Here is a 20751-nt window from a genome sequence, read left to right as displayed (position 1 = left end):
GCACCTGGAGCAGGATCAGGCCGCTGCATGAGCTTCACCCTTCAGCCTGTGCGTGTCGCCAACGGCAGTGATGAGGATGGCATGCAAATTCCTGATGAGAAGCAGCAGCTGGTGGCGGTGCTGACCCACCTCGGCGAGCAATATGACGGTGCGTCAGGCCCATTGGTATTGGAAGCAGGGTTCGGCGCCTGAACGGGCCGGAGCAGCCGACATTTGCTGATCTGGAGGCGGCTCAGGAGTGGATCCGTCAGCGCCTCGCAAGGAGGCGGTAGACAGCTTCCGCTCGACGACTCCACCCTTCCCGCAGTAGCGGGGCATCCGGCTCAACCGCGGCGCCGGTCCGATGTTCCGCCTTGGTACCGACCCATTAACCTATGATAATTGCAGCCGATTTCCCGACCCGGGAGAAATTGGCATCGCTAGGCCAGCGGAAAGCTGACGCAGGTGCGCGTGCCCTTCGCAACCGGTTCCTGCTCGACTTGGCCATCAAGCTGAGTGGTGAAGGCATCGATGAGCTGCAGGCCGAGACCTCCCTTGCGGGGCGGCCCCATTCCTCGCCCGTTATCCTCGACCGCAAGATGAGCCTCGGCCTGATCGGGGCTGACCGTAAAGGTGACCCGGATGATTCCGCCACTCTCGTCAAAGGCGTATTTGAGCGAGTTGGTGACAAGCTCATTGACGATGAGCCCTGCCGCTACGGCCCTGTCGAGTGGAAGCAGCGACCCTCGTTCGGTCTCGACCTGGATGGTCACGTTCTCCCGCTGCGGATCGATATTGGCGCATAAGGCGCGCAGGTAGTCGCTGAACTCCACATTGCTGACCCCTGTCTCGAACGACAGTTGGTCCTGCGCCAGGGCGATGGCGTGAATCCGCTCCATGACGCTCACGAAGCGGCTGCGGTCTTCCGGCGTGGAGGCATGTCGCCGCTGGAGCGCCAGGAAGGAGATGATGGTTTGAAGGTTGTTCTTCACCCGGTGCTGGAACTCACGGAGGACAACCTCCGCGAAGGATTTCTCCCGCGCGGATTCGGCGACCGCTTCAGCCGCCTTGGTGTCGGTCTCATGTCGCAGAAGGGCAATGCCGAGTATGTTGGCCATCGTGCCGAGGAACGTGACGTCGCTCTCGTCGAAGGCGCGGGGCTCATCCGCATCGACCTCCAGCACGCCCCAGGTGCGCCCGTCGATCCTGATGGGCACGTTCAGGGCCGACACGATGCCATGCTCCCGCAGGATCGGCGACATCCGGAATTCGGTGTCGTTCGGCAGGTCCTCGATGACCACAGGGGCTGCCGTCTGCATGCACCGGCCCGGAGGCGAGGCGTTGTCCAAGGGAAACGTCGTGTTGCCCACGATGCCGGGCTTCCAGCCGACGCCGGCCACGAGCAGAAGATCACCCTTGCCCGGCCGGTAGCACATCACCTTCACGTGCCTGATATGGGTGACGCGGGAGACCTGGGCGGTCACATAGTGCAACAGCCGCTCGGTCGGCAGGACCTCGGAGGCCACTCGGCTGAAGGCCGCGAGCGTACGCTGATACTCGTTCAAGCGCTTGAGTTCCGGGCCGGGACTGTCGGTCTTCCTGGGCATCCAGCCTCTCGATTGCGCGCCCGGAGGGCCAATTCACTGCTCAGTCAAGTGCAATGTCCATGGTCGGTTCCATCGATCGGCTGTCGCTCCACTCGTGGCCACGATCCAAAGATGGAAGCTTGGCCTTTGGTCATCGAGGGCGGCATCGGCTTCGCGCCTTGCCGTCTCTTGGCCCTCTCTTGGCCCTCTCTTGACGGCAGACAAGCAAAAGCCCGGCGCTCAGGCCGGGCTCCTGCTCGTCAGTGGTTCATAAAGCATCAGGCCACGAATTGTCCGTGGCAGTGCTTGAACTTCTTGCCGGAGCCGCAGGGGCACGGCTCGTTGCGGCCGACGCGGCCCCAGCTGGAGGGGTCGTTCGGATCGCGGGACTCCACCGGCTCGGTGGCCGCGGTGGCGGCCGCGAAGCCGAGGGCCCGGCCCGCGCCGAAGCTGCCGCCCTGGGCCATGTCGAACTCGTTCTCGCCGGTGGCGGGATCAAGGTGCTGGGCGAACATCGGCGGCAGCTCCTGCTGCTCCGGCGGCTGGAACACCACCTGGATACGCATGAGCTGACCCGTCACCTGCTCGCGCAGGTGGCCGACCAGATTGTTGAAGAGCTCGAAGGCTTCGGACTTATACTCGTTGAGCGGATCGCGCTGGGCGAGGCCGCGCCAGCCGATGACCTGGCGCAGGTGGTCCAGGGTCACGAGGTGCTCGCGCCAGAGATGGTCGAGGCTTTGCAGGAGCACCTGCTTCTCGACGTAGTTCATCACGTCCGGGGTGTTTTCCTCGACACGCTTCGCATAGGCCTCGTCGGCGGCCTTCTGGATGCGCTCGCGGATCTCCTCGTCGGCGATGCCCTCCTCCTTGGCCCATTCGTCCACAGGCAGGTCGAGGTTGAGGAAGTTCGCGACGCTCTCTTTCAGGCCGGCGACATCCCACTGCTCCGCATAGGCGTTTTCAGGCATGGCCTTGGACACGATGTCGTCGATCACGCCGTGGCGCATGTCGTCGATGGTGTCGCGCACGCTCTCCTCGGCCATGAACTCCTTGCGCTGCTCGAACACGACCTTGCGCTGGTCGTTCATGACGTTGTCGTATTTCAGGATGTTCTTGCGGATGTCGAAGTTGCGCGCCTCGACCTTGCCTTGCGCCCGTTCGATCGCTTTGTTGATCCACGGGTGGATGATCGCCTCGTCCTCCTTCAGGCCGAGCTTGGACAGCATGCCGTCCATGCGGTCCGACCCGAAGATGCGCATCAGGTCGTCCTGGAGGGACAGGTAGAACTTGGAGCGGCCGGGATCGCCCTGGCGGCCGGAGCGGCCGCGCAGCTGGTTGTCGATGCGGCGCGATTCGTGACGCTCGGTGCCGAGCACGTAGAGGCCGCCGGCGGCCAGCGCCTTTTCCTTGAAATCGGCGATCTCTTCGAGGATCGCCTTTTCACGCGCAGCGCGCTCCTCGCCCTCGAGGCCAGCAAGCTCGCGCTCGATGCGCATCTTGGCGTTTCCGCCGAGCTGGATGTCGGTGCCGCGGCCCGCCATGTTGGTCGCGATGGTGATCGCGCCCGGAACGCCCGCCTGGGCCACGATGAAGGCTTCCTGCTCGTGGAAGCGGGCGTTGAGCACGGCGAAGTGCTTGGTGCCGCGGCCGGCGCGCGCGTCCTTGTAGAGCGGCTCGAGGGCCAGCGGGTTCTCGAAGTCGATGAGCGTGTAGCCGTCCTTGATCAGGAGCTCGGCCAGATATTCCGACTTCTCGATAGAGGTGGTGCCGACCAGGGTCGGCTGACCCTTGGCGGAAGCCGCCTCGATGTCGCGGATGACTGCCTTGTAGCGCTCTTCCGCCGTCCGGTAGACCTCGTCGTCGTCGTCGATGCGAGAGACGGGGCGGTTCGTCGGGATCTCGACCACTTCGAGATTGTAGATCTCCAGGAACTCGTCGGCTTCCGTCGCGGCCGTGCCGGTCATGCCGGCGAGCTTGCTGTAGAGCCGGAAGTAGTTCTGGAACGTGATGGAGGCCAGCGTCTGGTTCTCGGGCTGAACCTGCACGCGCTCCTTGGCCTCGAGCGCCTGGTGCAGGCCTTCCGAATAGCGGCGGCCCTGCATCATGCGGCCGGTGAACTCGTCGATGATCACCACCTCGCCGTTGCGGACGATGTAGTCCTTGTCGCGCTGGAACAGGGTGTGGGCGCGCAGCGCCTGGTTCATGTGGTGCACGAGGGTGGCGTTCTGGGCGTCGTAGAGGTCGCCCTCCTTCAGGAGGCCCTCCTCGCGCAGCAGCTCCTCGATCTTCTCGTTGCCGGCTTCCGTCAGGGAGACGGCGCGCTGCTTCTCGTCCAGGTCGTAATCGCTCTTGGCGAGGCGCGGGATGATCTTGTCGACTGCGTTGTACAGGTCCGAGCGATCGTCGAGGGGGCCGGAGATGATGAGCGGCGTGCGCGCCTCGTCGATGAGGATCGAGTCGACCTCGTCCACGATGGCGTAGTTGTGCCCGCGCTGGACCATCTGGCCCATCTCGTACTTCATGTTATCGCGCAGATAATCGAAGCCGTATTCGTTGTTGGTGCCGTAGGTGATATCGGCCGCATAGGCCTCGGCCCGCTCCACGTCGTCGAGCCCGTGGACGATCACGCCGACCGTGAGGCCGAGGAAGCGGTAGATCTGGCCCATCCATTCCGAGTCGCGGCGGGCCAGGTAATCGTTCACCGTGACCACGTGGACGCCCTTGCCGGCGAGCGCGTTCAGATAGACCGGCAGGGTGGCCACGAGGGTCTTGCCCTCACCGGTGCGCATCTCGGCGATGGAGCCCTCATGGAGCACCATGCCGCCGATGAGCTGCACGTCGAAGTGGCGCTGCCCCAGGGTGCGCTTGGCGGCCTCGCGGACCGTCGCGAAAGCCGGCACCAGGATATCGTCCAGGGTCTTGCCCTGGCTGAGCTGGGCCTTGAACTCGTCCGTGCGGGCGCGGAGCTGCTCGTCCGACAGGGCTGCGAGCTCGGCCTCCATCGCATTGATGGCCGCCACCTTGGGCCGGTAGGACTTCAGCCGCCGATCATTGACCGAGCCAAAGATTTTCTTCGCGAGAGCACCGAACATCGAGAGCCTTCAGACTTTCAGGATTCTGGAAAAGGGCGATTTGAGCCGCCTTATAGACTTAATTATGCCGAAACGCATCTTAAAGGCTGTGCCCGAGTGGCGCAGCCCCGCTTCCACAGGCTTAGCCTCGTTCAAGGCCTCGCGAGCGGCGATGCTGTGACATAAATATGCCATCCCTTGCAAACGTAAACACATTAGGCCATCGATCGCTCCGCTTCGTGGGCGGTCTTTGAAAAAGCTCACCAGAGGATCAGACATGCAATCATCCAAGCTCAAGACGAGCCTTCTTGCCCTCGGGGTCGCCCTGCCGCTCGCCACCGGCGCGGCCCTGGCCCAGACCCCTCCGGCGGCAACCCCCGCCGCGCCGACGGCGTCGGCCGCGCCTGCGGATCCGGCAAAGGTGATCGCCCGGGTGAACGGCCTCACCATCACCGAGGGCGACCTGGCGGTCGCGGCCGCCGATCCGGCCCTGCAGCTGCCGAACGTTCCGGAAGCCCAGAAGCGCGACCTGCTCACCGGCTACCTCATCGACCTGAAGCTCGGCGCCAAGGCGGCCGAGGCCGCCAAGGTGGGCGACAGCGCGGATTTCGCCCGCAAGCTGGCCTATAACCGGGACAAGACCCTGCTCGACCAGTACCTGGAGCAGGAAGCCCGGAAGGCCGTGACCCCCGAGGCTGCCCGCAAGCTCTATGACGAGACCGCCAAGGGCGTCACCCCCGAGCAGGAGGTGCGCGCCCGCCACATCCTCGTGGCGAGCGAAGACGATGCCAAGAAGGCCCAGGCCCGCGTGAAGGGCGGGGAGGACTTCGCCAAGGTGGCCGGCGAGCTCTCGACCGATCCGGGCTCCAAGACCGATGGCGGCGATCTCGGCTTCTTCACCAAGGACCGCATGGTCGAGCCCTTCGCCGAAGCCGCCTTCAAGATGGAGCCGGGCCAGATCTCGGACCCGGTCCAGTCCCAGTTCGGCTGGCACGTGATCAAGGTCGAGGAGAAGCGCAACAAGCCCGTGCCGTCTTTCGACGAGATGCAGGAGCAGGTGAACACCTATCTGGAGCGCAAGGCCCAGCAGGACCTGATTCTCGGCCTGCGCCAGAGCGCCAAGATCGAACGCCTCGACGACAAGGGCAACCTGGTCGAGCAGAAGAAGCAGTAAGCGTCACGCATGGGATGCGAGAAGGGCGGCTCCCAGGGCCGCCCTTTTCTTTTTCGCCAATGTCGTAAGGGCGGAAGGAAGCGCCCCGACTGGACGATCTTACTTGTTCGTCCGGCCTCTGCGGTCTGGATTGACGCCACCCTCGCGGTTCGTCTGGTTCTCCACGTCGCCTTCGAAGGTGGAGCCGCCGTCGAGATCGCGCGGGTCTTCGCCCGTCATGTACGACCCTTTGGACCGGCCGATTCCGGGATCGACGTTCAGGTCGCTGCGCGGCCGCTCTTCGAGCTTCGTTTTCGGGTGCTTGCTCGTCATGAATCGCTCCATGGATTGCGGACTGGATCAACGGCAGGATGCGCCGGCCGTTCCGTCGTTTCACGACGCCAGACGAAGCGCGGGCTTGACAAAAAGCCTTAAAAAACCACAGGTCGCCGTTCCTATCGATCGCTCCTTCGAGTCCCGCATGTCCAAGACCGTGACCGTCTCGCCGCTCGCGCCCAAATCGTACCCGACTCTCCCCCCTATCGAGGGCGTTCGGATCGCGACCGCGGAGGCCGGCATTCGCTACAAGAACCGAACGGACGTTCTGTACATGACGCTCGACAAGGACACGGCGGTGGCGGGCGTGTTCACTCGTTCGAAATGCCCGTCAGCCCCCGTCGATTGGTGCCGCAAGAACCTGCCCAAAGGCGTGGCCCGCGCCCTCGTGGTGAACTCGGGCAACGCCAACGCCTTCACGGGGCGGACCGGCCTGGAGGCCGTGAAGCTGACCGCCGACATTGCCGCCCGCGCGGCAGGCTGCCGGGCCTCGCAGGTGTTCGTTGCGTCCACGGGCGTGATCGGCGAGCCGCTCGACGCCTCGAAATTCGAGGGCGTGCTGCAATCCTGCGAGAAGAAGGCCAAGCCTACCGCCTGGCTCGATGCAGCCAAAGCCATCATGACCACCGATACCTTCCCGAAGGTGGCGACGCGCACGGCCGTGATCGGCGGCGTCGAGGTGACGATCAACGGCATGGCCAAGGGCGCGGGCATGATCGCGCCGGACATGGCCACCATGCTGTCCTTCATCTTCACGGACGCCCCGATCGCAGCCTCCGTGCTGCAGGCGCTTCTCAAGAAGGGCGCAGACAAGAGCTTCAACTGCGTGACCGTGGACAGCGACACCTCCACGTCCGACACGCTCCTGTTCTTCGCCACGGGCGCGGCCGCCAAGCGCGGCGCGCCCGCGATCTCGCTGCCGAGCGACCGCCGCCTCAAGGAGTTCCGGCAGGCCCTGGAGGGCTTGCTGTGCGACCTCGCGCAGCAGGTAGCCCGGGACGGCGAAGGCGCGCGCAAGTTCGTCACCGTCAAGGTGACCGGCGCGACCGGCGCGACCTCCGCCAAGCGCATTGCCATGGCGATTGCCAATTCCCCGCTCGTGAAGACGGCGGTGGCCGGCGAGGACGCCAATTGGGGCCGTGTCGTGATGGCGGTGGGCAAGGCCGGGGAGCCGGCCGAGCGCGACAAGCTGGCGATCTGGTTCGGGGACATCCGCGTGGCCGTCAAAGGCCTTCGGGACCCCAGCTACGACGAGGCGAAGACCACCGCCTACATGAAAGGGGACGAGATCACGATCCGGGTCGACCTCGGCCTCGGGCGCGGCGAGGCCCGGGTGTGGACCTGCGACCTCACCAAGGCCTATGTGGAAATCAACGGCGATTACCGGAGTTGATCGGCCCCGCTGTCACGGGACAACGGTGACCTTGCGCTTGAACACCACCCGCATCGGACCGCCATGCCGGCCCGTTCCGATGAACCCGTACGAGAACTCGTCGGGTCCGTGATAGCCCGGCTTGGCGATATAATAGGGTCTGAGCCCCTGCACTCCCGCCATGCCGACTTTGGGCTTCTGAATAATGACAGCCTCGGTGATGGCGCCCTCGATGCCATTGAGGCCAAAGCGGCAGCCTTTGCCAGCTTTGACCGTCATCTCGCTTTCCACCTCGGACAGATAGCCGTTGATGTAGGTCGGCGGGACGATACAGTCTTGCGCCTGCGCCTGCGTCGACATTGCCAGCAGAGTGCCGGCGATCACGCCAAAGGAAGATCCCAATACCAGTTTCAAAAGTGCCCCCAGATTTCCATTTATTCCCACCGAAACTGAGTTATAAAGTATCAATAGTCAAGCTGTGGAAACCTGTTCGCTCTTGATCCAAAGCGCGCTATGAGAGCGACCTTGCCTCGCGTCCATTGAACCGAAGGGCTCGACCCATTGCCCCCTCTCAAGCTCACCCTCGTCGTTGCTGTCGCCCTCATCGACCAGGACAACCGGATTCTCCTGGCGCAGCGGCCGGAGGGAAAGCAGCTGGCTGGCCTGTGGGAGTTTCCCGGCGGCAAGGTTGAGCCCGGCGAGCGGCCGGAGGAGACGCTGATCCGCGAACTGCGTGAAGAGCTCGGCATCACCGTGAAGGAAGCCTGCCTCGCGCCGCTGACCTTCGCGAGCCACGCCTATGAGAGCTTCCACCTCCTGATGCCGCTCTATGCCTGCCGCCGCTGGGAAGGCTTCGTGCAGCCTCTCGAGGGGCAAGGGTTGAAATGGGTGAAGCCGCAGGATTTGCGCAGCTACCCGATGCCCCCAGCGGACGAGCCGCTGATCCCGTTCCTGCTCGACCTCATGGTCTAGAGTCGGGTCATGTCTGCTGCTCAAGAGGGAGCCTCCGGCCTCCCGGCTGCTCCGACGCAAGCTTTCTTGATTTCAAATCTTCTGGCCTGCTCGATGCTATGGGCAAGCGGCTTCCTGTTCATCAAGATCAGCGAAGGCGTGAATCCGTTCGTGCTCGCGGCCATGCGCGGTCTTGTCGGGGCCTCGGCCCTGACCTTGTGGTTCACGGCGCTCGGCAAAAGCCTGCTGCCGCAACGTCATGAATGGCTGACCTGGGGGATCCTCGGCACCTTCAACGGCTGGCTGCCGAATATCCTGGTGGCCTACGCGCTCACCCAGATCACCACGGCGTCCGCCGCCATGGTGCAGGCCTCAGGCCCTCTCATCGTCGCCGTGCTGTCCCATTTTCTCTATGCCGACGAGAGATTGACTCCGCAGCGGCTTCTCGGCGTTCTCGTGGGCTTCATGGGGATGGGCATTCTCATCGGCCCGGCGGCTTTTCCGGACAGCGGCGTCAGCGCCACGGGAGCCTTCGCGATGCTGGCGGTCGCCCTGAGTTATGCGGTCGCCAACCTTTACGTGCGCTCCATCAAGCAGGCGGATCCCGCGCGTCTCGCACTCGGCCAGCAATTCGGCTCCGGTCTTCCGGCGACGGCGCTGGCCCTGGCGATCGCAGGTCCGGGGGCCTTCGGGTCCGTGCCACCGAATGCTGCTCCGCTCATTGCCCTGGGCGTGCTGTCGACGGCGCTGCCGATCCTGCTGTTCATGCGCCTGATCCGACGAGCCGGTCCGACCAGGGCGTCCATGGTGGGATACCTGATGCCCGTCTGGACGGCGATCCTGGCGGTGTTGTTTCTCGGCGAACAGATCGGCCCGCGGGAGATGATCGGCGGCGCGGTGGTGCTGGCGGGCGTCGCCCTGGTGTCCCTTAGCGGCCGCTTCAGGCGAGTTCGCTGAGCGCGGCGCGGAGTTCGCCCGGGATCTCGACAGGCCTCTGGGTGGCCCGGTCCACATAAACATGCACGAAGTGGCCTTGCGCCGCGGCCTGCTCGGCCTCTGCTCTAAAAATCCCGATCCGGTAGCGCACGGAGGAGCGGCCGAGATGTGCGACAACGATCCCGGCTTCCAGCGCATCCGGGAAGGCCACACTTTCGAAATAGGTGCAGCCCGTCTCTACCACGAGGCCGATGACGGGGCTCTCGTCGATCTTGAGCCCGCCCCGTTCAATGAGCCAACCCGCCACCGCCGTGTCGAAATACGAGTAGTAGTGCACGTTGTTCACGTGCCCGTAGGCGTCGTTGTCCATCCAGCGGGTGGCGATCGGGCGAATATGCCTGAAGGCGGCGCGGGTCAGGCGCGCGGGACGCTCCGATACGGGGACGCTCATCGGACAGCCTCATGCATTAACGCAGAAATCTCGAACCTGGAGGCTGCCATAGGGATTCCCGGAGCCAACGCCGCAAGCCGACGCTCCAGCGCTGAATCGTGGATACGCACGGGAGACGGTTCAGCCGTTCGGGCACCGGGCTGGGGTCCGAACGGCTGAACGTTGTCGGACGCTTTAGAGAAGGAAGTCCCCTCTGCCGAGGGGGCCGACATAGCCCTGCAGGAGAACTTCGAAATCCGCCGCCAAGTCGCCGTTGACATCGGCCTGCACGAGCGTGTTGCCGGCGCCATCAGCCTCGAATCGGAGTTGTCCGGCTCCCGTGAAGGCTGCGGAGCCGATAAACCCAAAAGTCTGATTGCCGGTCGCAAGCGCTTTCGCGTCGATGCCCTGCATGTCGATCACATCTGCGGACGTGAAATCCAGGATCACGTCCCGGGTGGTTGCGCCAGCGACGCTCTGGGAGACAGATCCGAACACGAAGGCGTCCCGCCCGGCATCGCCCCTGAGGATGTCGCTCCCCGAGCCGCCGATGAGATCGTCATCGCCCTTTCCGCCCCTCAGGCTGTCGTTGCCGGATTGTCCGTGAAGACGATCTTCGCCGCTGCCGCCTGCAAGGGAGTCGTTGCCCGACCCGCCAACAAGCTTGTTGTCGCCGCTGGTGCCGGAGATGGAGTTGTCGAGGCGATTCCCTGTGCCCGACAAGTCGTTCCCGCCGCGCAGGACGAGTTGCTCGACCCCGGCCCGCTCCGCGCGGCTGAGACTGAAGCTGATGGTGCTCTCCACGCGGTCGATGCCGCCGGCCGCGCTGGCGTCCGACTCGATCACCCGGTCAAGAGCGCTGTCAACCCGGTAGGTGTCGTTTCCGCCAGATCCGGTCATGCGGTCATTGCCGATGCCGCCATCCATCAGGTCGTTGCCCGACCCACCATTCAGGTTGTCGCCGTCGGCCCCGCCATAGAGGCGGTCATTGCCGTCGTTGCCCCTGATCCCATCACGGCCGACGCCGCCGCGTATGATGTCGTTCTCGGCGCCGGCGACCAAGCGGTCGTTCACCAGCATCGCATCGAGCCTATTGTAGAGAGGCACCTCGTTGGGCTCGACCCCGCGCGGCAGATTGCGCGCTAGGCTGATGCCAACTGTGTAAAGCGCCGACGCGACGGTGGTGTTGCTGTTGGCGTCTCCGCCATTGTCCACCTCGAAGGAATCAACGCCGTATTGCAGTCCGGCCTTATCGATATTGACCACGTGCTGCACCATCAGAGCCCAGACCTGCTCCGGGTCCCGCCCGTTGAGATCGAGAGGGGTGTGTCGCCGCTGCTCCGGCGTGGCCGATCCACGCGCATCGGCCGATTCCGAGAGGGGAATGTTGGCCTGCGTGACCAGGGTCAGGTCGCCACCTACGTCGCCCCGGATGACCCTTTCATCCAGAACATTGCCGGACGCGTCCGTGATAGTCTTGACCAAGTAGAGATGCTGATACGGTGTAGCAACGCCACGGAAGGAAACTGTTTTAGACTCGATTGCAATCGTTGTAGGCAAGGACCTCTCCTCTCGAACGCGAGAGCTCGACTTCGGGGTACTTGCAACGATTAGCGGGGCCGTAGGTTCCCTTGCGTAGCAAGAGGTCCGGCGCGTGATCGGTGGCGGGTCATCCTTGATGCGATTCGATCAGGCCTTCCTAATCCTGGAATTCCTCGATCGCATCTACCTTCTCCGGATAGAAGGCCACGTGCTCCTTGATCTCTCCCACCGCCGGAAACGGCTTCTCGTAGCTCCAGGCTGCATTCTCCCGAACCAAGCCGCCAGCCGTCGCGGTGAAGTAGGAGGCATCGCCCTTATAGGGGCAATGAGTCCTGTGATCGGTAGGATCCAACAGGTCCATGTGGACGTCCTCGCGCGGGATGTAGTGCACCACCGGAAGAGTCGCTTCGCGAAGGGTCAGGGATTGCGTGGTCTCAGCGATGATGAAGCCGCCGAGCACGACCCGGATGCGATGCGGGTTTTTCTCGATCGTGATGGGATGGTCGACCCCGGGCTCTTTCATGGCGGCAAATGCTCCAAACACACCTGGAACACACAACATAGAGGAGACTGCCTGCAACCCAAGGGGCAACTCCCTGGGTTATCAGGACATCAATCCTTCTTCGGCCCCGGCGTGGGATTCTCAACGGTCCCGAGCGCATCGGCCAGGCGCATCTTGGCCGAACCCGGCCTCAGGGGCTTCTGCTGGCTCTCGTGGGGAGCCCACCCGGACAGCCATAAAATCTCGAAGGTGGCGGGCATGCGGCCGTCCGGATCGGCGAACCGTTCAGCATAGATTTCGGCAGCCCTGAGCAGGGTGGCGCGCCGCAACGGGGTCTTGCGGCGATCGTTCAGCGCATTGGCAAGGCCCATCTGGCGCAAATCCCGCATCAACCGGAACGGATCGCCGTAGCGCACCCGAATCACCTCGGAATCCGTCACCGGCAAGGCAAAGCCCGCCCGCTGGAGCAACCCTCCGAGATCACGCACGTCCACGAACGGGGCCACCCGGGGACTGACCCCGCCCTCCAGCTCCGATTCCGCCTGGGTGAACGCCTGGCGCAGCTCGTTCAGGGTCGAGCCGCCGAGGAGTGCTCCGATGAAAAGGCCATCAGGTTTGAGCGCACGGCGTATCTGGATCATCGCCCCCGGGAGATCGTTCACGCTTTGAAGCGCCAGGCACGACACGGCGAGATCGAATTTCTGTCCTGCGAAAGGCAGGCGCTCCTCGTCTCCGAGAACCCCTCCGGGCTCAGCCACCGGCGACACCCGCAGGACCGCGTCGGCGCGACCGCTCCGGCGCAAGATGTCCGCAGCGGCGGGCGTGGGCGTTCCCACATCGAGCGCCAGCGGAAACGGCCGCAGCACGGTGGCCAGCCGCTCCTCCAGGTCCTCCACCACGCGGGCAAGGAGAAAATCCGCATAACCGTCGCGCAAGGCGCGTTCGAGGCGGTGGCGGACAAGGGGACGGTCGAAGACGACGGGAGTGCTCATCAGGCGCCCGATATGGCGTGAAAAGGCCGCGACGCCAAGGGCCGTGCGCGGAACGATCTGGTCCTCCGATCCTGCATCCCGGCTTAGACGTTCGGCTTCGCTTCGAATAAGCTTGGCCGATGAGCCGACCCGCCGAAGCATCCTGTCCATCCATGACATCCCGTCTGCGCGATGCGGCGCGCCAGGCCGGGCATGCCCTGCTCGGCCTGCTCTACCCGCCGACCTGCATCGCTTGCCAAGCGGCCACGGCCGAGCCGCATGCCCTGTGCGCCGCCTGCTGGGCGGGCATCCGGTTCATCGAGCGGCCCTATTGCGAGAGGCTCGGGACGCCGTTTGCGTTGAATCTCGGCCAGCCCCTCCTGTCCCCCGCCGCCATCGCCGATCCGCCCGTGTTTGAGCGCGCCCGCGCGGTCGCCGAATATGACGGCACAGCAAGCCTTCTGGTCCACCGGCTCAAATACAACGACCGGCTGGAGCTTGCTCCGGCCTTGGGCCAGATGATGGCTCGGGCCGGGGCGGAGCTGATTGCGGATGCGGACGTGATCGTGCCGGTCCCGCTTCATCGCTGGCGCTTATGGCGGCGGCGGTTCAACCAGGCCATAGCCCTGGCCTCGGTCGTGTCCAGGCAAAGCGGCGTACTCTGTGATCCGTTCCTGCTGGCGCGGGTGAAAGCGACGCGGCGCCAGGTGGGGCTGACCAAGCCTCAGCGGCAGGACAATCTCCAGGGGGCTTTTCGCGTTCCTGCTGCCCAGGAAGCGCGACTTTCCGGCAGGCGCGTCCTTCTCGTCGACGATGTCCTCACGACGGGCGCGACCGCGAACGCCGCCGCAAGGGCTCTGCTGCGCGGCGGGGCGGCCCGGGTGGACATCCTGGCGTTCGCGCGGGTCGCGCAGGAACTGTAACGGACCCGAAGCCGTCCTATATGATCCTCAATCCACGGAGACCGAAGGTTCATGTCGTCCATCACGATCTATACGAAAAGCTGGTGCCCCTACTGCGCTGCCGCCAAAAAGCTCTTGACCGAGAAAGGGGTCGATTTCACCGAGATCGACATCGAGGCGAAGCCCGACCAACGTCAGGACATGATCCAGAAGGCCGGCGGCCGCACCACCGTGCCCCAGATCTTCATCGGCGACCGCCATGTGGGCGGATGCGACGATCTCTACGCGCTGGATGACAAGGGCCAGCTCGAGGCCCTATTACAGGCCTGACCGGACATTTCGAGGCCCCCATGACCGCCACCCGCTTCACAGCCGCCTGCGTCCAGATGCGTTCCGGGCGCGATCCGATCAGGAACCGCGACGCGGCGGTGGCGATGGCCAGGGAGGCAGCCGACAGGGGCGCTCACTTCGTGCAGACGCCGGAGATGACGTCCCTGCTGGAGCGTAACCGCGCGGCCTTGTTCGAGAAAGTGGGGCTGGAGGCGCAGGACCCGACCCTGAACGCCCTGCGGGAGGTGGCCCGCGAGCGGGGCATCGTGGTCCATGTGGGCTCCATCGCGGTGAAGGCCGGCGACAGGATCGCCAACCGGGGCTACCTGATCGGCCAGGACGGCGAGATCACAGCAAGCTACGACAAGGTCCACCTGTTCGACGTGGATCTGCCCAACGGAGAAAGCTGGCGGGAATCGGCCACCTATGCGGGCGGCGACCGGGCGGTGCTGGCCGAGACCCCCTGGGGATGGCTTGGGCTCACCATCTGCTACGACGTGCGGTTCGCGGCGCTCTACCGAGCCCTGGCCGAGAGCGGCGCATCCTTCCTGTCGGCGCCGGCCTGCTTCACCAGGCAGACAGGAGAGGCCCACTGGCACGTGCTGCACCGGGCGCGGGCCATCGAGACCGGCTCCTTCATGATCTCGGCCGCTCAAGGTGGGCTGCACGAGGACGGCCGCGAGACCTTTGGTCATTCCCTCATCGTCGATCCGTGGGGTCGGATTCTGGCCGAGGCCGGAACCGAGCCCGGGGTGATCCTGGCCGAGATCGATGTGGGCCTCGTGACCGATGCGCGCGCCCGTATCCCAACGCTCAAGAATGCCCGCACCTTCGAGGTCGAGGCTGTGCCGGCTCCGCGGCCCGCAGGCCGGGCCGCATCGGCCTAGGCTTTCCGGCAGGTCTTGAAATCTTGGCTTAAAGCTGCTGAATCCCCATCTGAAAGCCATGATCAAATATGCCCTGGCCTGCGAGCAGGCCCACCCCTTCGAAAGCTGGTTTCCTTCGAGCGAGGCGTATGAGACGCAGCGCAAGCGCGGCTTCGTGACTTGCCCCTATTGCAACTCGGCCAAGGTCGAAAAGCAGATCATGGCGCCCTCCGTCGCCCGCAAGGACAAAGCCCCGGTCGCGGCCGCCGAGCCTCAGCCCGTTGCGGCGATCTCCGAGAAGGAAAAGGAGCTGCGGGCCATGATCCGCGCCTTCCGCGAGCATGTGCTGCAGAACTCGGAAAATGTCGGCAAGGGCTTCGCCGAGGAAGCGCGCAAGATGCATTACGGCGAGGCGGAGGAGCGCTCGATCTACGGCGAGGCCGAATCGGCCGACGTGAGGGCGCTCCTGGAGGAAGGCATCGACATCCTTCCCTTGCCGGTCGCGCCGGACGACCGGAACTAGTCCATCGTGCGGAAAGCCGTGAAGTTTGGCCCGCCACCTGCCCCTCAGTAGGCAGGGCCACCTATGATCACGCGCCCGTAGCCACGTCGGTAGACGGTCCGGTAGCCGCCGCGGACCTCATGATACGCAGCGTACGGGTCAGCCGAATATACGACGCCTCCGCCATAGGCCGGATAGCCGTAAGTGGGCCCGTAGACGGGAGCGGACTGATAATAGCCGCCATAGTACGGAGGTGGGGGTGGAGGCGCGTAGCCATAGCCGTACGGATAGGCATAAGCCGGCCTAGCCGCGGCTGCCGCGAGTCCGCCAAGCACGAGACCGCCGACCACGCCGGCGGCGACCGCGCCACCGCCCCAGCCACCCCGGTAATAGCCGTGGCGATAGCGGTATTGCGCGTCAGCGGACCCAACGCTGCCAAGTAGGATGAGGGCAGCGCCGGCAGAGAGCACGAGCTTTCTCATGACCGGACTCCGGAATGAGCAGCCGAATAGCTGCTGGACCCAACAGTACAACGTCTTGGCGCCCGGGCAGTTCACAATAAGGTCAAGGTCGCCGCGGCTCGGGAACACCCAAACACGGGACAGCAGCCGCGATCGCCCGCGGCTGCTCAGATGCTGATGGCTGTGAGGCGAATTTGGGGTGGTCCCTCCAGTCCGTTCAGCCCGATGCCTCATTTCTTCGGCACGATCACCTCAATGCCGAGCTGGGTCTCACCCTTGAAGGCCCAGATGCTCTTGTAACCGCCCTTGTTCTCGTCGTCCTCGACCAGGAGGGCCGTTCCGCTGGCGCCTTTGCTGCTGAAGCTGGCGGCCAGGATGCGCTCGTCGCCGATCGCAAAGCCGTCGTACCTGTCGCCGGCGATGTTCCAGGTGAGCTTGTACGTATCCTTGCTCGTCTGAACGATGGTCAGCGTTCCCGTGTAGTCGCTGTCGGGCTCGCCGTTGTTACCCTTGACCGTATAGACGCCCGGCCCGCCAGCCATGGCCGGAAGGCTCGCACCGAAGAGAAGAGCTGCGAAGAAGCCGCCGGCGATCGTCGTGAAGATTTTCAAAGTGAGCCCCCAAGGCTGATGAGTGCGGCAGGATGATCCCTGCCCGAAGAGCATCCGGGTTGCGGCGAGCCTAGCTGTTGGGGGCTTTTATTGTCTCGACTTGGCCGAATGTCGCGTCTCAATAAGCACAGCTTCCCTTAAGGAAATACTCTCATCTCCGTCTCTCATCCGAGAGACGCCGGCTTGCCCGGTCGCCGCGGATGCAGTCTCGACCTTTCATCGTCACGCCCCATCTGAATCCGGAATCGGGGAACGGCAGCTCTTGGCGGTTTACTTCACAGGCGACACGCATTTCGGCGATCCGCGGGTGCTGCGCATCGACAAGCGTCCGTTCAAGTCGATCCCCGAGCATGACGAGGCCCTTATCGCCCGCTGGAACGAGACCGTCTTGCCCGATGACGAGGTCTGGCATCTGGGCGATTTCGCCCTGCATGTGCGCCCGGAGCGGATCGACGAGCTGTTGAACATCCTCAACGGCCGCAAGCATCTCATCATCGGCAACAACGACGGTCAGGCGACGCTTTCGGCGCAAGGCTGGGCGAGTGTGCAGAATTATGCGGAGCTCTTCGTCGACGGCCACGCCCTCGTGCTCTGCCACTACGCGTTCCGCACCTGGAAGAACATGGGCCGCGGCTGGCTCGACCTGCACGGTCATTCCCACGGCAAGCTCAAACGCCAGACCCGTCAGTTCGATGTGGGCGTGGATGCCTGGGACTATCGCCCGGTGAGACTGGAGCAGGTTCTCGGCTCCTCCCGAATTCGTCATCGGGCAGTGAACGTTTGAGCTTTTGATTGCGGCCCATCCGCCGTAAGACCGACATCGGTTGGACAGGAGACAGCGATGGATCGCGCACGAGGCGATGTGAAGAAGATCCAGAGCCATCGGCGCGTTTCGCTGATGCGGCGCTTCTTCGACAGTGAGGCCTCGGGTGGCATCATCCTCATGGGCGTGACAGTGGTCGCGCTGGTGATCGCCAACTCGCCGGCCTCAGGGATCTATTTCGGTGTCCTGAAGACCTATGTGTTCGGCCTGAGCGTTCTGCACTGGATCAACGACGCCCTCATGGCTGTGTTCTTCCTTCTGGTGGGGCTCGAGATCAAGCGCGAATTCCTCGACGGGCAGCTCTCCACCTGGCCGCGCCGGGTGCTGCCAGGAATCGCGGCCTTCGGCGGCATGGTGGTGCCGGCGCTGGTCTATCTGACCGTGACCTGGAATGATCCCGACCTCCTGCGCGGCTGGGCGATCCCGGCCGCAACCGACATCGCTTTCGCACTCGGCGTGCTGGCGGTTCTCGGCACCCGGGTGCCCACCTCCCTCAAGATTTTCCTCACGGCTCTGGCCATCCTGGACGATCTAGGGGCGATCCTGATCATCGCGATCTTCTACACCAGCAACCTCGCACTGCCGATGCTCGGGCTGGCGGCTTTGTGCATCGTGGTTCTCGTCGTCCTCAACCGCTTCGGCGTGACGGCGCTCTCGCCCTACCTCGTCCTCGGGGCGGCGCTGTGGTTCTTCGTGCTGAAGTCCGGTATTCACGCCACGCTGGCCGGCGTTGCCCTCGCCCTGACCATCCCCCTTCAGGCGCAGCCGAAAAAGACCAGGGCTGAGGATTCGCCCCTCCACCGGCTGGAACATGCGCTCCAGCCCTGGGTGGCCTATGCGATCATTCCGATCTTCGGCTTCGCCAATGCGGGTGTGTCCTTCGAGGGCATGGCCCTCGGTGCCATTCTCACGCCCCTGCCCCTCGGCGTCGCCCTGGGCCTCTTCCTGGGCAAGCAGGTCGGCGTCTACGCCTTCGCCGAACTCGCAATCCGTTTCGGGCTGGCCGACAGGCCGGCGGGCGCATCCCGGCTGCAGTGCTACGGGGTGGCGCTGTTGTGCGGCATCGGCTTCACCATGAGCCTGTTCATCGGGGCGTTAGCCTTCCCCGATCAGCCGAATCTGATCGACGCCACCAAGATCGGCGTGCTGGCCGGTTCCCTGCTGTCGGCTCTTGCGGGCTTCCTGCTCCTGCGGGTTGCACCGCGGGAGAGGCCTTATGCCCGAGAGGCGAGAAGCATGTAGTTGACGGCCGTGTCCCGAGATAGAGACCAATCCCCGCGCAGGGGATTGTAGGCGACGCCGGTCAGATCGTTGACGGCAAAGCCCGCCGTCTCGATGGCGGCCGTCAGTTCGTCCGGCGTGACGAACTTGTCCCATTCGTGGGTGCCCTTGGGCAGCCAGCCCAACACGTACTCGGCTCCCACGATGGCGAGCGCGAAGGAGCGCAGGGTCCGGTTGAGGGTCGCCATGGCAAGCGCCCCACCCGGCCTCACGGCGGCCGCGCAGGCGTTCACGAAAGCCTGCACGTCGGCCACGTGCTCCACCACCTCCATGGCCAGCACCATGTCGAAGGTCTCTCCCTTGGCCACCACGGATTCCACGGTCTCGTTGCGGTAATCGACCGGAACGCCGGCCTGCTCCGCATGAAGCCGCGCCACGGACACGTTGGTGGGGGCCGGGTCGAGGCCGGTCACCCGGGCCCCAAGGCGGGCCAGGGGTTCGGACAGCACCCCCCCGCCGCAGCCCACGTCGAGGATCGTCAGCCCCTCGAGCGAGCGGGCCGATTTGGGATCGCGCCCGAACCGGCGGCAGGCCTCATCGCGGATATACGTGAGGCGCACCGGATTGAACCGGTGCAGGACCTTCATGGGCCCTTTGGGGTCCCACCACGTCTCGGCGATGCGCTCGAAACGGGCGACCTCGGCCGGGTCGATGGTGGTCGATGCGGCGTCTGGCATCAGGGTCTCCTCCGCCCCTCTCCAAAACGAGGGGACGCATGCAATTCTGCGCGTTGACAGCGCGCGGCCTCGCCGTCATGTATACGCGCCTTTTCGCGCCGCGAAGGGGCAAAGTTTCTCATAAATCACGGCTCCCCTCGCTCATGCCCCGTCTGGTGATGAAATTCGGCGGTACATCCGTCGCCACGGTCGAACGCATCCGCAATGTGGCGCGGCACGTCAAACGCGAGGTCGAAGCCGGCTACGATGTGGCCGTGGTCGTGTCCGCCATGTCGGGCAAGACCAACGAGCTCGTCGGCTGGGTCAAGGAGGCGTCGCCCCTCTACGACTCGAAGGAATACGACGTGGTGGTCGCCTCCGGCGAGCAGGTCACGTCCGGCCTTCTGGCGATCGCCTTGCAGGAGATGGGCCTGAGGGCCCGCTCCTGGCAGGGCTGGCAGATCCCGATCATGACCTCGGACGCCCATGGCTCGGCGCGAATCGCCGCCATCGACGGCACCGGCATCCTCGACGGCTTCTCCAAGGGCAAGGAAATCGCCGTGGTGTCGGGCTTCCAGGGCATGCACCAGCCCACCGGGCGCGTCACCACCCTGGGTCGCGGCGGCTCGGACACCAGCGCCGTGGCGCTGGCAGCCGCCATCCAAGCCGAGCGCTGCGACATCTACACGGACGTGGACGGGGTCTACACCACCGATCCGCGCATCGTCTCCAAGGCCCGGCGCCTGGACAAGGTATCCTACGAGGAAATGCTGGAAATGGCGTCGCTGGGCGCCAAGGTACTTCAGGTGCGCTCGGTGGAGCTCGCCATGATGCACCGCGTTCCGACCTATGTGCGCTCCAGCTTCGACGATCCCGCCGACCCCAAGCTCGGCACCCTCATCTGCGACGAGGAAGACATTATGGAACAGCAGGTTGTCACGGGCATCGCCTATTCCCGCGACGAGGCCCAGATCACGCTGCGGAACGTCGCGGACAAACCCGGCATCGCGGCGTCCATCTTCGTGCCGCTGGCGGAAGCCAACGTGAACGTGGACATGATCATCCAGGTCGTGTCCGACGACACCACCACCACGGACCTCACCTTCACGGTCCCGGCGGCCGATTACGAGCGGGCCTGCGCGGTGCTCAACGAGCACAAGGGCGAGATCGAGTTCAAGGATCTTCAGGGCGCGACGGACGTTGTGAAGGTCTCGGCCATCGGGGTGGGTATGCGCAGTCACGCGGGCGTGGCCGCCAAGGCCTTCAAAGCCTTGGCCGACAAGGGCATCAACATCCGGGCCATCACTACCTCCGAGATCAAATTCTCGGTTCTGATCGACTCGGCCTACACGGAGCTTGCCGTACGCACGCTCCACTCGCTATACGGCCTTGATCAAGCCTGATTGACGTCTCGTTGGTGAGGCTGCGACACTCACGACAAGGCCGGCGGTTCATCCCGGCGGCCGCCAAGGACGGGAACCGATAAGATC

General features: G+C 64.6%; 23 protein-coding genes. 12 read left to right on the top strand and 11 right to left on the bottom strand.

Annotated elements, in window-relative coordinates:
- Positions 1 to 192, top strand: a 192-nt coding sequence (locus tag DRB19_RS29720) for a hypothetical protein (protein ID WP_210207438.1), incomplete at its 5' end; no start/stop codon positions are given.
- A gap of 227 nt (positions 193 to 419) precedes the next feature.
- Here DRB19_RS29720 and DRB19_RS03435 read toward each other — a convergent pair.
- Positions 420 to 1586 carry a sensor histidine kinase gene (locus tag DRB19_RS03435; RefSeq protein ID WP_114184626.1) on the bottom strand — a complete coding sequence of 389 codons (1167 nt, stop codon included), beginning with the start codon at positions 1584 to 1586 and terminating at the stop codon, positions 420 to 422.
- A 257-nt stretch (positions 1587 to 1843) separates the two neighbouring features.
- Positions 1844 to 4657, bottom strand: coding sequence for a preprotein translocase subunit SecA (gene secA, locus DRB19_RS03430; RefSeq protein WP_114184625.1), 2814 nt, complete (start codon positions 4655 to 4657; stop codon positions 1844 to 1846).
- Between the two features lie 256 nt (positions 4658 to 4913).
- Here secA and DRB19_RS03420 point away from each other — a divergent pair, with 256 nt between their 5' ends.
- The gene (locus DRB19_RS03420) at positions 4914 to 5810 is read left to right on the top strand and encodes a peptidylprolyl isomerase (RefSeq protein WP_114184623.1); all 897 of its coding nucleotides are present in this window, start codon (positions 4914 to 4916) and stop codon (positions 5808 to 5810) included.
- Positions 5811 to 5909: 99 nt separating this feature from the next.
- Here the strand turns inward: DRB19_RS03420 and DRB19_RS03415 are convergent, their stop codons facing one another.
- Positions 5910 to 6122, bottom strand: a complete 213-nt coding sequence (locus DRB19_RS03415; RefSeq protein ID WP_114184647.1) for a hypothetical protein — start codon at positions 6120 to 6122, stop codon at positions 5910 to 5912.
- A 148-nt stretch (positions 6123 to 6270) separates the two neighbouring features.
- Here DRB19_RS03415 and argJ point away from each other — a divergent pair, with 148 nt between their 5' ends.
- Positions 6271 to 7518 carry a bifunctional glutamate N-acetyltransferase/amino-acid acetyltransferase ArgJ gene (gene argJ, locus DRB19_RS03410; RefSeq protein ID WP_114184646.1) on the top strand — a complete coding sequence of 416 codons (1248 nt, stop codon included), beginning with the start codon at positions 6271 to 6273 and terminating at the stop codon, positions 7516 to 7518.
- A gap of 12 nt (positions 7519 to 7530) precedes the next feature.
- Here argJ and DRB19_RS03405 read toward each other — a convergent pair whose 3' ends face one another.
- The gene (locus DRB19_RS03405) at positions 7531 to 7899 is read right to left on the bottom strand and encodes a hypothetical protein (RefSeq protein ID WP_114184622.1); all 369 of its coding nucleotides are present in this window, start codon (positions 7897 to 7899) and stop codon (positions 7531 to 7533) included.
- 159 nt (positions 7900 to 8058) lie between these two features.
- On the opposite strand from DRB19_RS03405, the gene DRB19_RS03400 reads away from it, so the two are divergent.
- Positions 8059 to 8469, top strand: coding sequence for a (deoxy)nucleoside triphosphate pyrophosphohydrolase (locus DRB19_RS03400; RefSeq protein WP_114184621.1), 411 nt, complete (start codon positions 8059 to 8061; stop codon positions 8467 to 8469).
- 9 nt (positions 8470 to 8478) lie between these two features.
- The gene (locus DRB19_RS03395; RefSeq protein WP_114184620.1) at positions 8479 to 9405 is read left to right on the top strand and encodes a DMT family transporter; all 927 of its coding nucleotides are present in this window, start codon (positions 8479 to 8481) and stop codon (positions 9403 to 9405) included.
- Here the strand turns inward: DRB19_RS03395 and DRB19_RS03390 are convergent.
- From DRB19_RS03390 to DRB19_RS03375, 4 genes are all read right to left on the bottom strand, one after another.
- Complete coding sequence (locus DRB19_RS03390; RefSeq protein ID WP_114184619.1) at positions 9389 to 9835, bottom strand: acyl-CoA thioesterase; 447 nt, start codon at positions 9833 to 9835, stop codon at positions 9389 to 9391. The two genes, DRB19_RS03395 and DRB19_RS03390, sit on opposite strands and share 17 nt — an antisense overlap.
- A gap of 174 nt (positions 9836 to 10009) precedes the next feature.
- A complete protein-coding gene (locus DRB19_RS03385; protein WP_147021665.1) occupies positions 10010 to 11374 on the bottom strand; it encodes a calcium-binding protein in 1365 nt (454 codons plus the stop codon).
- Positions 11375 to 11513: 139 nt separating this feature from the next.
- A complete protein-coding gene (locus tag DRB19_RS03380; protein ID WP_114184617.1) occupies positions 11514 to 11879 on the bottom strand; it encodes a DUF427 domain-containing protein in 366 nt (121 codons plus the stop codon).
- Between the two features lie 89 nt (positions 11880 to 11968).
- Complete coding sequence (locus DRB19_RS03375) at positions 11969 to 12850, bottom strand: methyltransferase domain-containing protein (protein WP_114184645.1); 882 nt, start codon at positions 12848 to 12850, stop codon at positions 11969 to 11971.
- 152 nt (positions 12851 to 13002) lie between these two features.
- Here DRB19_RS03375 and DRB19_RS03370 point away from each other — a divergent pair, with 152 nt between their 5' ends.
- The 4 genes from DRB19_RS03370 to DRB19_RS03355 are packed head-to-tail and all read left to right on the top strand — an operon-like array spanning position 13003 to position 15450.
- Positions 13003 to 13752 (top strand): ComF family protein, encoded by a 750-nt coding sequence (locus DRB19_RS03370; protein WP_114184616.1) that lies wholly within the window; start codon positions 13003 to 13005, stop codon positions 13750 to 13752.
- Positions 13753 to 13803: 51 nt separating this feature from the next.
- Positions 13804 to 14061, top strand: coding sequence for a glutaredoxin 3 (grxC, locus tag DRB19_RS03365; protein WP_114184615.1), 258 nt, complete (start codon positions 13804 to 13806; stop codon positions 14059 to 14061).
- Positions 14062 to 14081: 20 nt separating this feature from the next.
- Positions 14082 to 14948, top strand: coding sequence for a carbon-nitrogen hydrolase family protein (locus DRB19_RS03360; protein ID WP_114184614.1), 867 nt, complete (start codon positions 14082 to 14084; stop codon positions 14946 to 14948).
- A 58-nt stretch (positions 14949 to 15006) separates the two neighbouring features.
- Positions 15007 to 15450: a DUF1178 family protein gene (locus tag DRB19_RS03355; RefSeq protein ID WP_114184613.1), complete on the top strand. Its 444-nt coding sequence runs from the start codon at positions 15007 to 15009 to the stop codon at positions 15448 to 15450.
- Between the two features lie 44 nt (positions 15451 to 15494).
- Here DRB19_RS03355 and DRB19_RS03350 read toward each other — a convergent pair whose 3' ends face one another.
- Both DRB19_RS03350 and DRB19_RS03345 read right to left on the bottom strand, forming a co-directional pair.
- Entirely contained in the window at positions 15495 to 15911 is a 417-nt protein-coding gene (locus tag DRB19_RS03350) for a hypothetical protein (protein ID WP_174799912.1), read from the bottom strand.
- Between the two features lie 209 nt (positions 15912 to 16120).
- Positions 16121 to 16501: a hypothetical protein gene (locus DRB19_RS03345; protein WP_147021664.1), complete on the bottom strand. Its 381-nt coding sequence runs from the start codon at positions 16499 to 16501 to the stop codon at positions 16121 to 16123.
- 262 nt (positions 16502 to 16763) lie between these two features.
- On the opposite strand from DRB19_RS03345, the gene DRB19_RS03340 reads away from it, so the two are divergent.
- Both DRB19_RS03340 and nhaA read left to right on the top strand, forming a co-directional pair.
- Positions 16764 to 17285 carry a metallophosphoesterase family protein gene (locus DRB19_RS03340; protein ID WP_114184611.1) on the top strand — a complete coding sequence of 174 codons (522 nt, stop codon included), beginning with the start codon at positions 16764 to 16766 and terminating at the stop codon, positions 17283 to 17285.
- Positions 17286 to 17342: 57 nt separating this feature from the next.
- Positions 17343 to 18566, top strand: a complete 1224-nt coding sequence (nhaA, locus tag DRB19_RS03335) for a Na+/H+ antiporter NhaA (protein WP_114184610.1) — start codon at positions 17343 to 17345, stop codon at positions 18564 to 18566.
- Here the strand turns inward: nhaA and ubiG are convergent.
- A complete protein-coding gene (gene ubiG / locus DRB19_RS03330) occupies positions 18539 to 19282 on the bottom strand; it encodes a bifunctional 2-polyprenyl-6-hydroxyphenol methylase/3-demethylubiquinol 3-O-methyltransferase UbiG (RefSeq protein ID WP_114184609.1) in 744 nt (247 codons plus the stop codon). The genes nhaA and ubiG overlap by 28 nt on opposite strands.
- Before the next feature lie 143 nt (positions 19283 to 19425).
- Here ubiG and DRB19_RS03325 point away from each other — a divergent pair, with 143 nt between their 5' ends.
- On the top strand, positions 19426 to 20664 hold the full coding sequence (locus DRB19_RS03325; RefSeq protein WP_114184644.1) for an aspartate kinase: 1239 nt from the start codon (positions 19426 to 19428) through the stop codon (positions 20662 to 20664).
- Positions 20665 to 20751 lie beyond the last annotated feature (87 nt).

Source organism: Microvirga aerophila (assembly GCF_003332305.1).
Classification (GTDB): domain Bacteria; phylum Pseudomonadota; class Alphaproteobacteria; order Rhizobiales; family Beijerinckiaceae; genus Microvirga; species Microvirga aerophila.
This window is presented reverse-complemented; position numbering and strand designations above follow the sequence as displayed.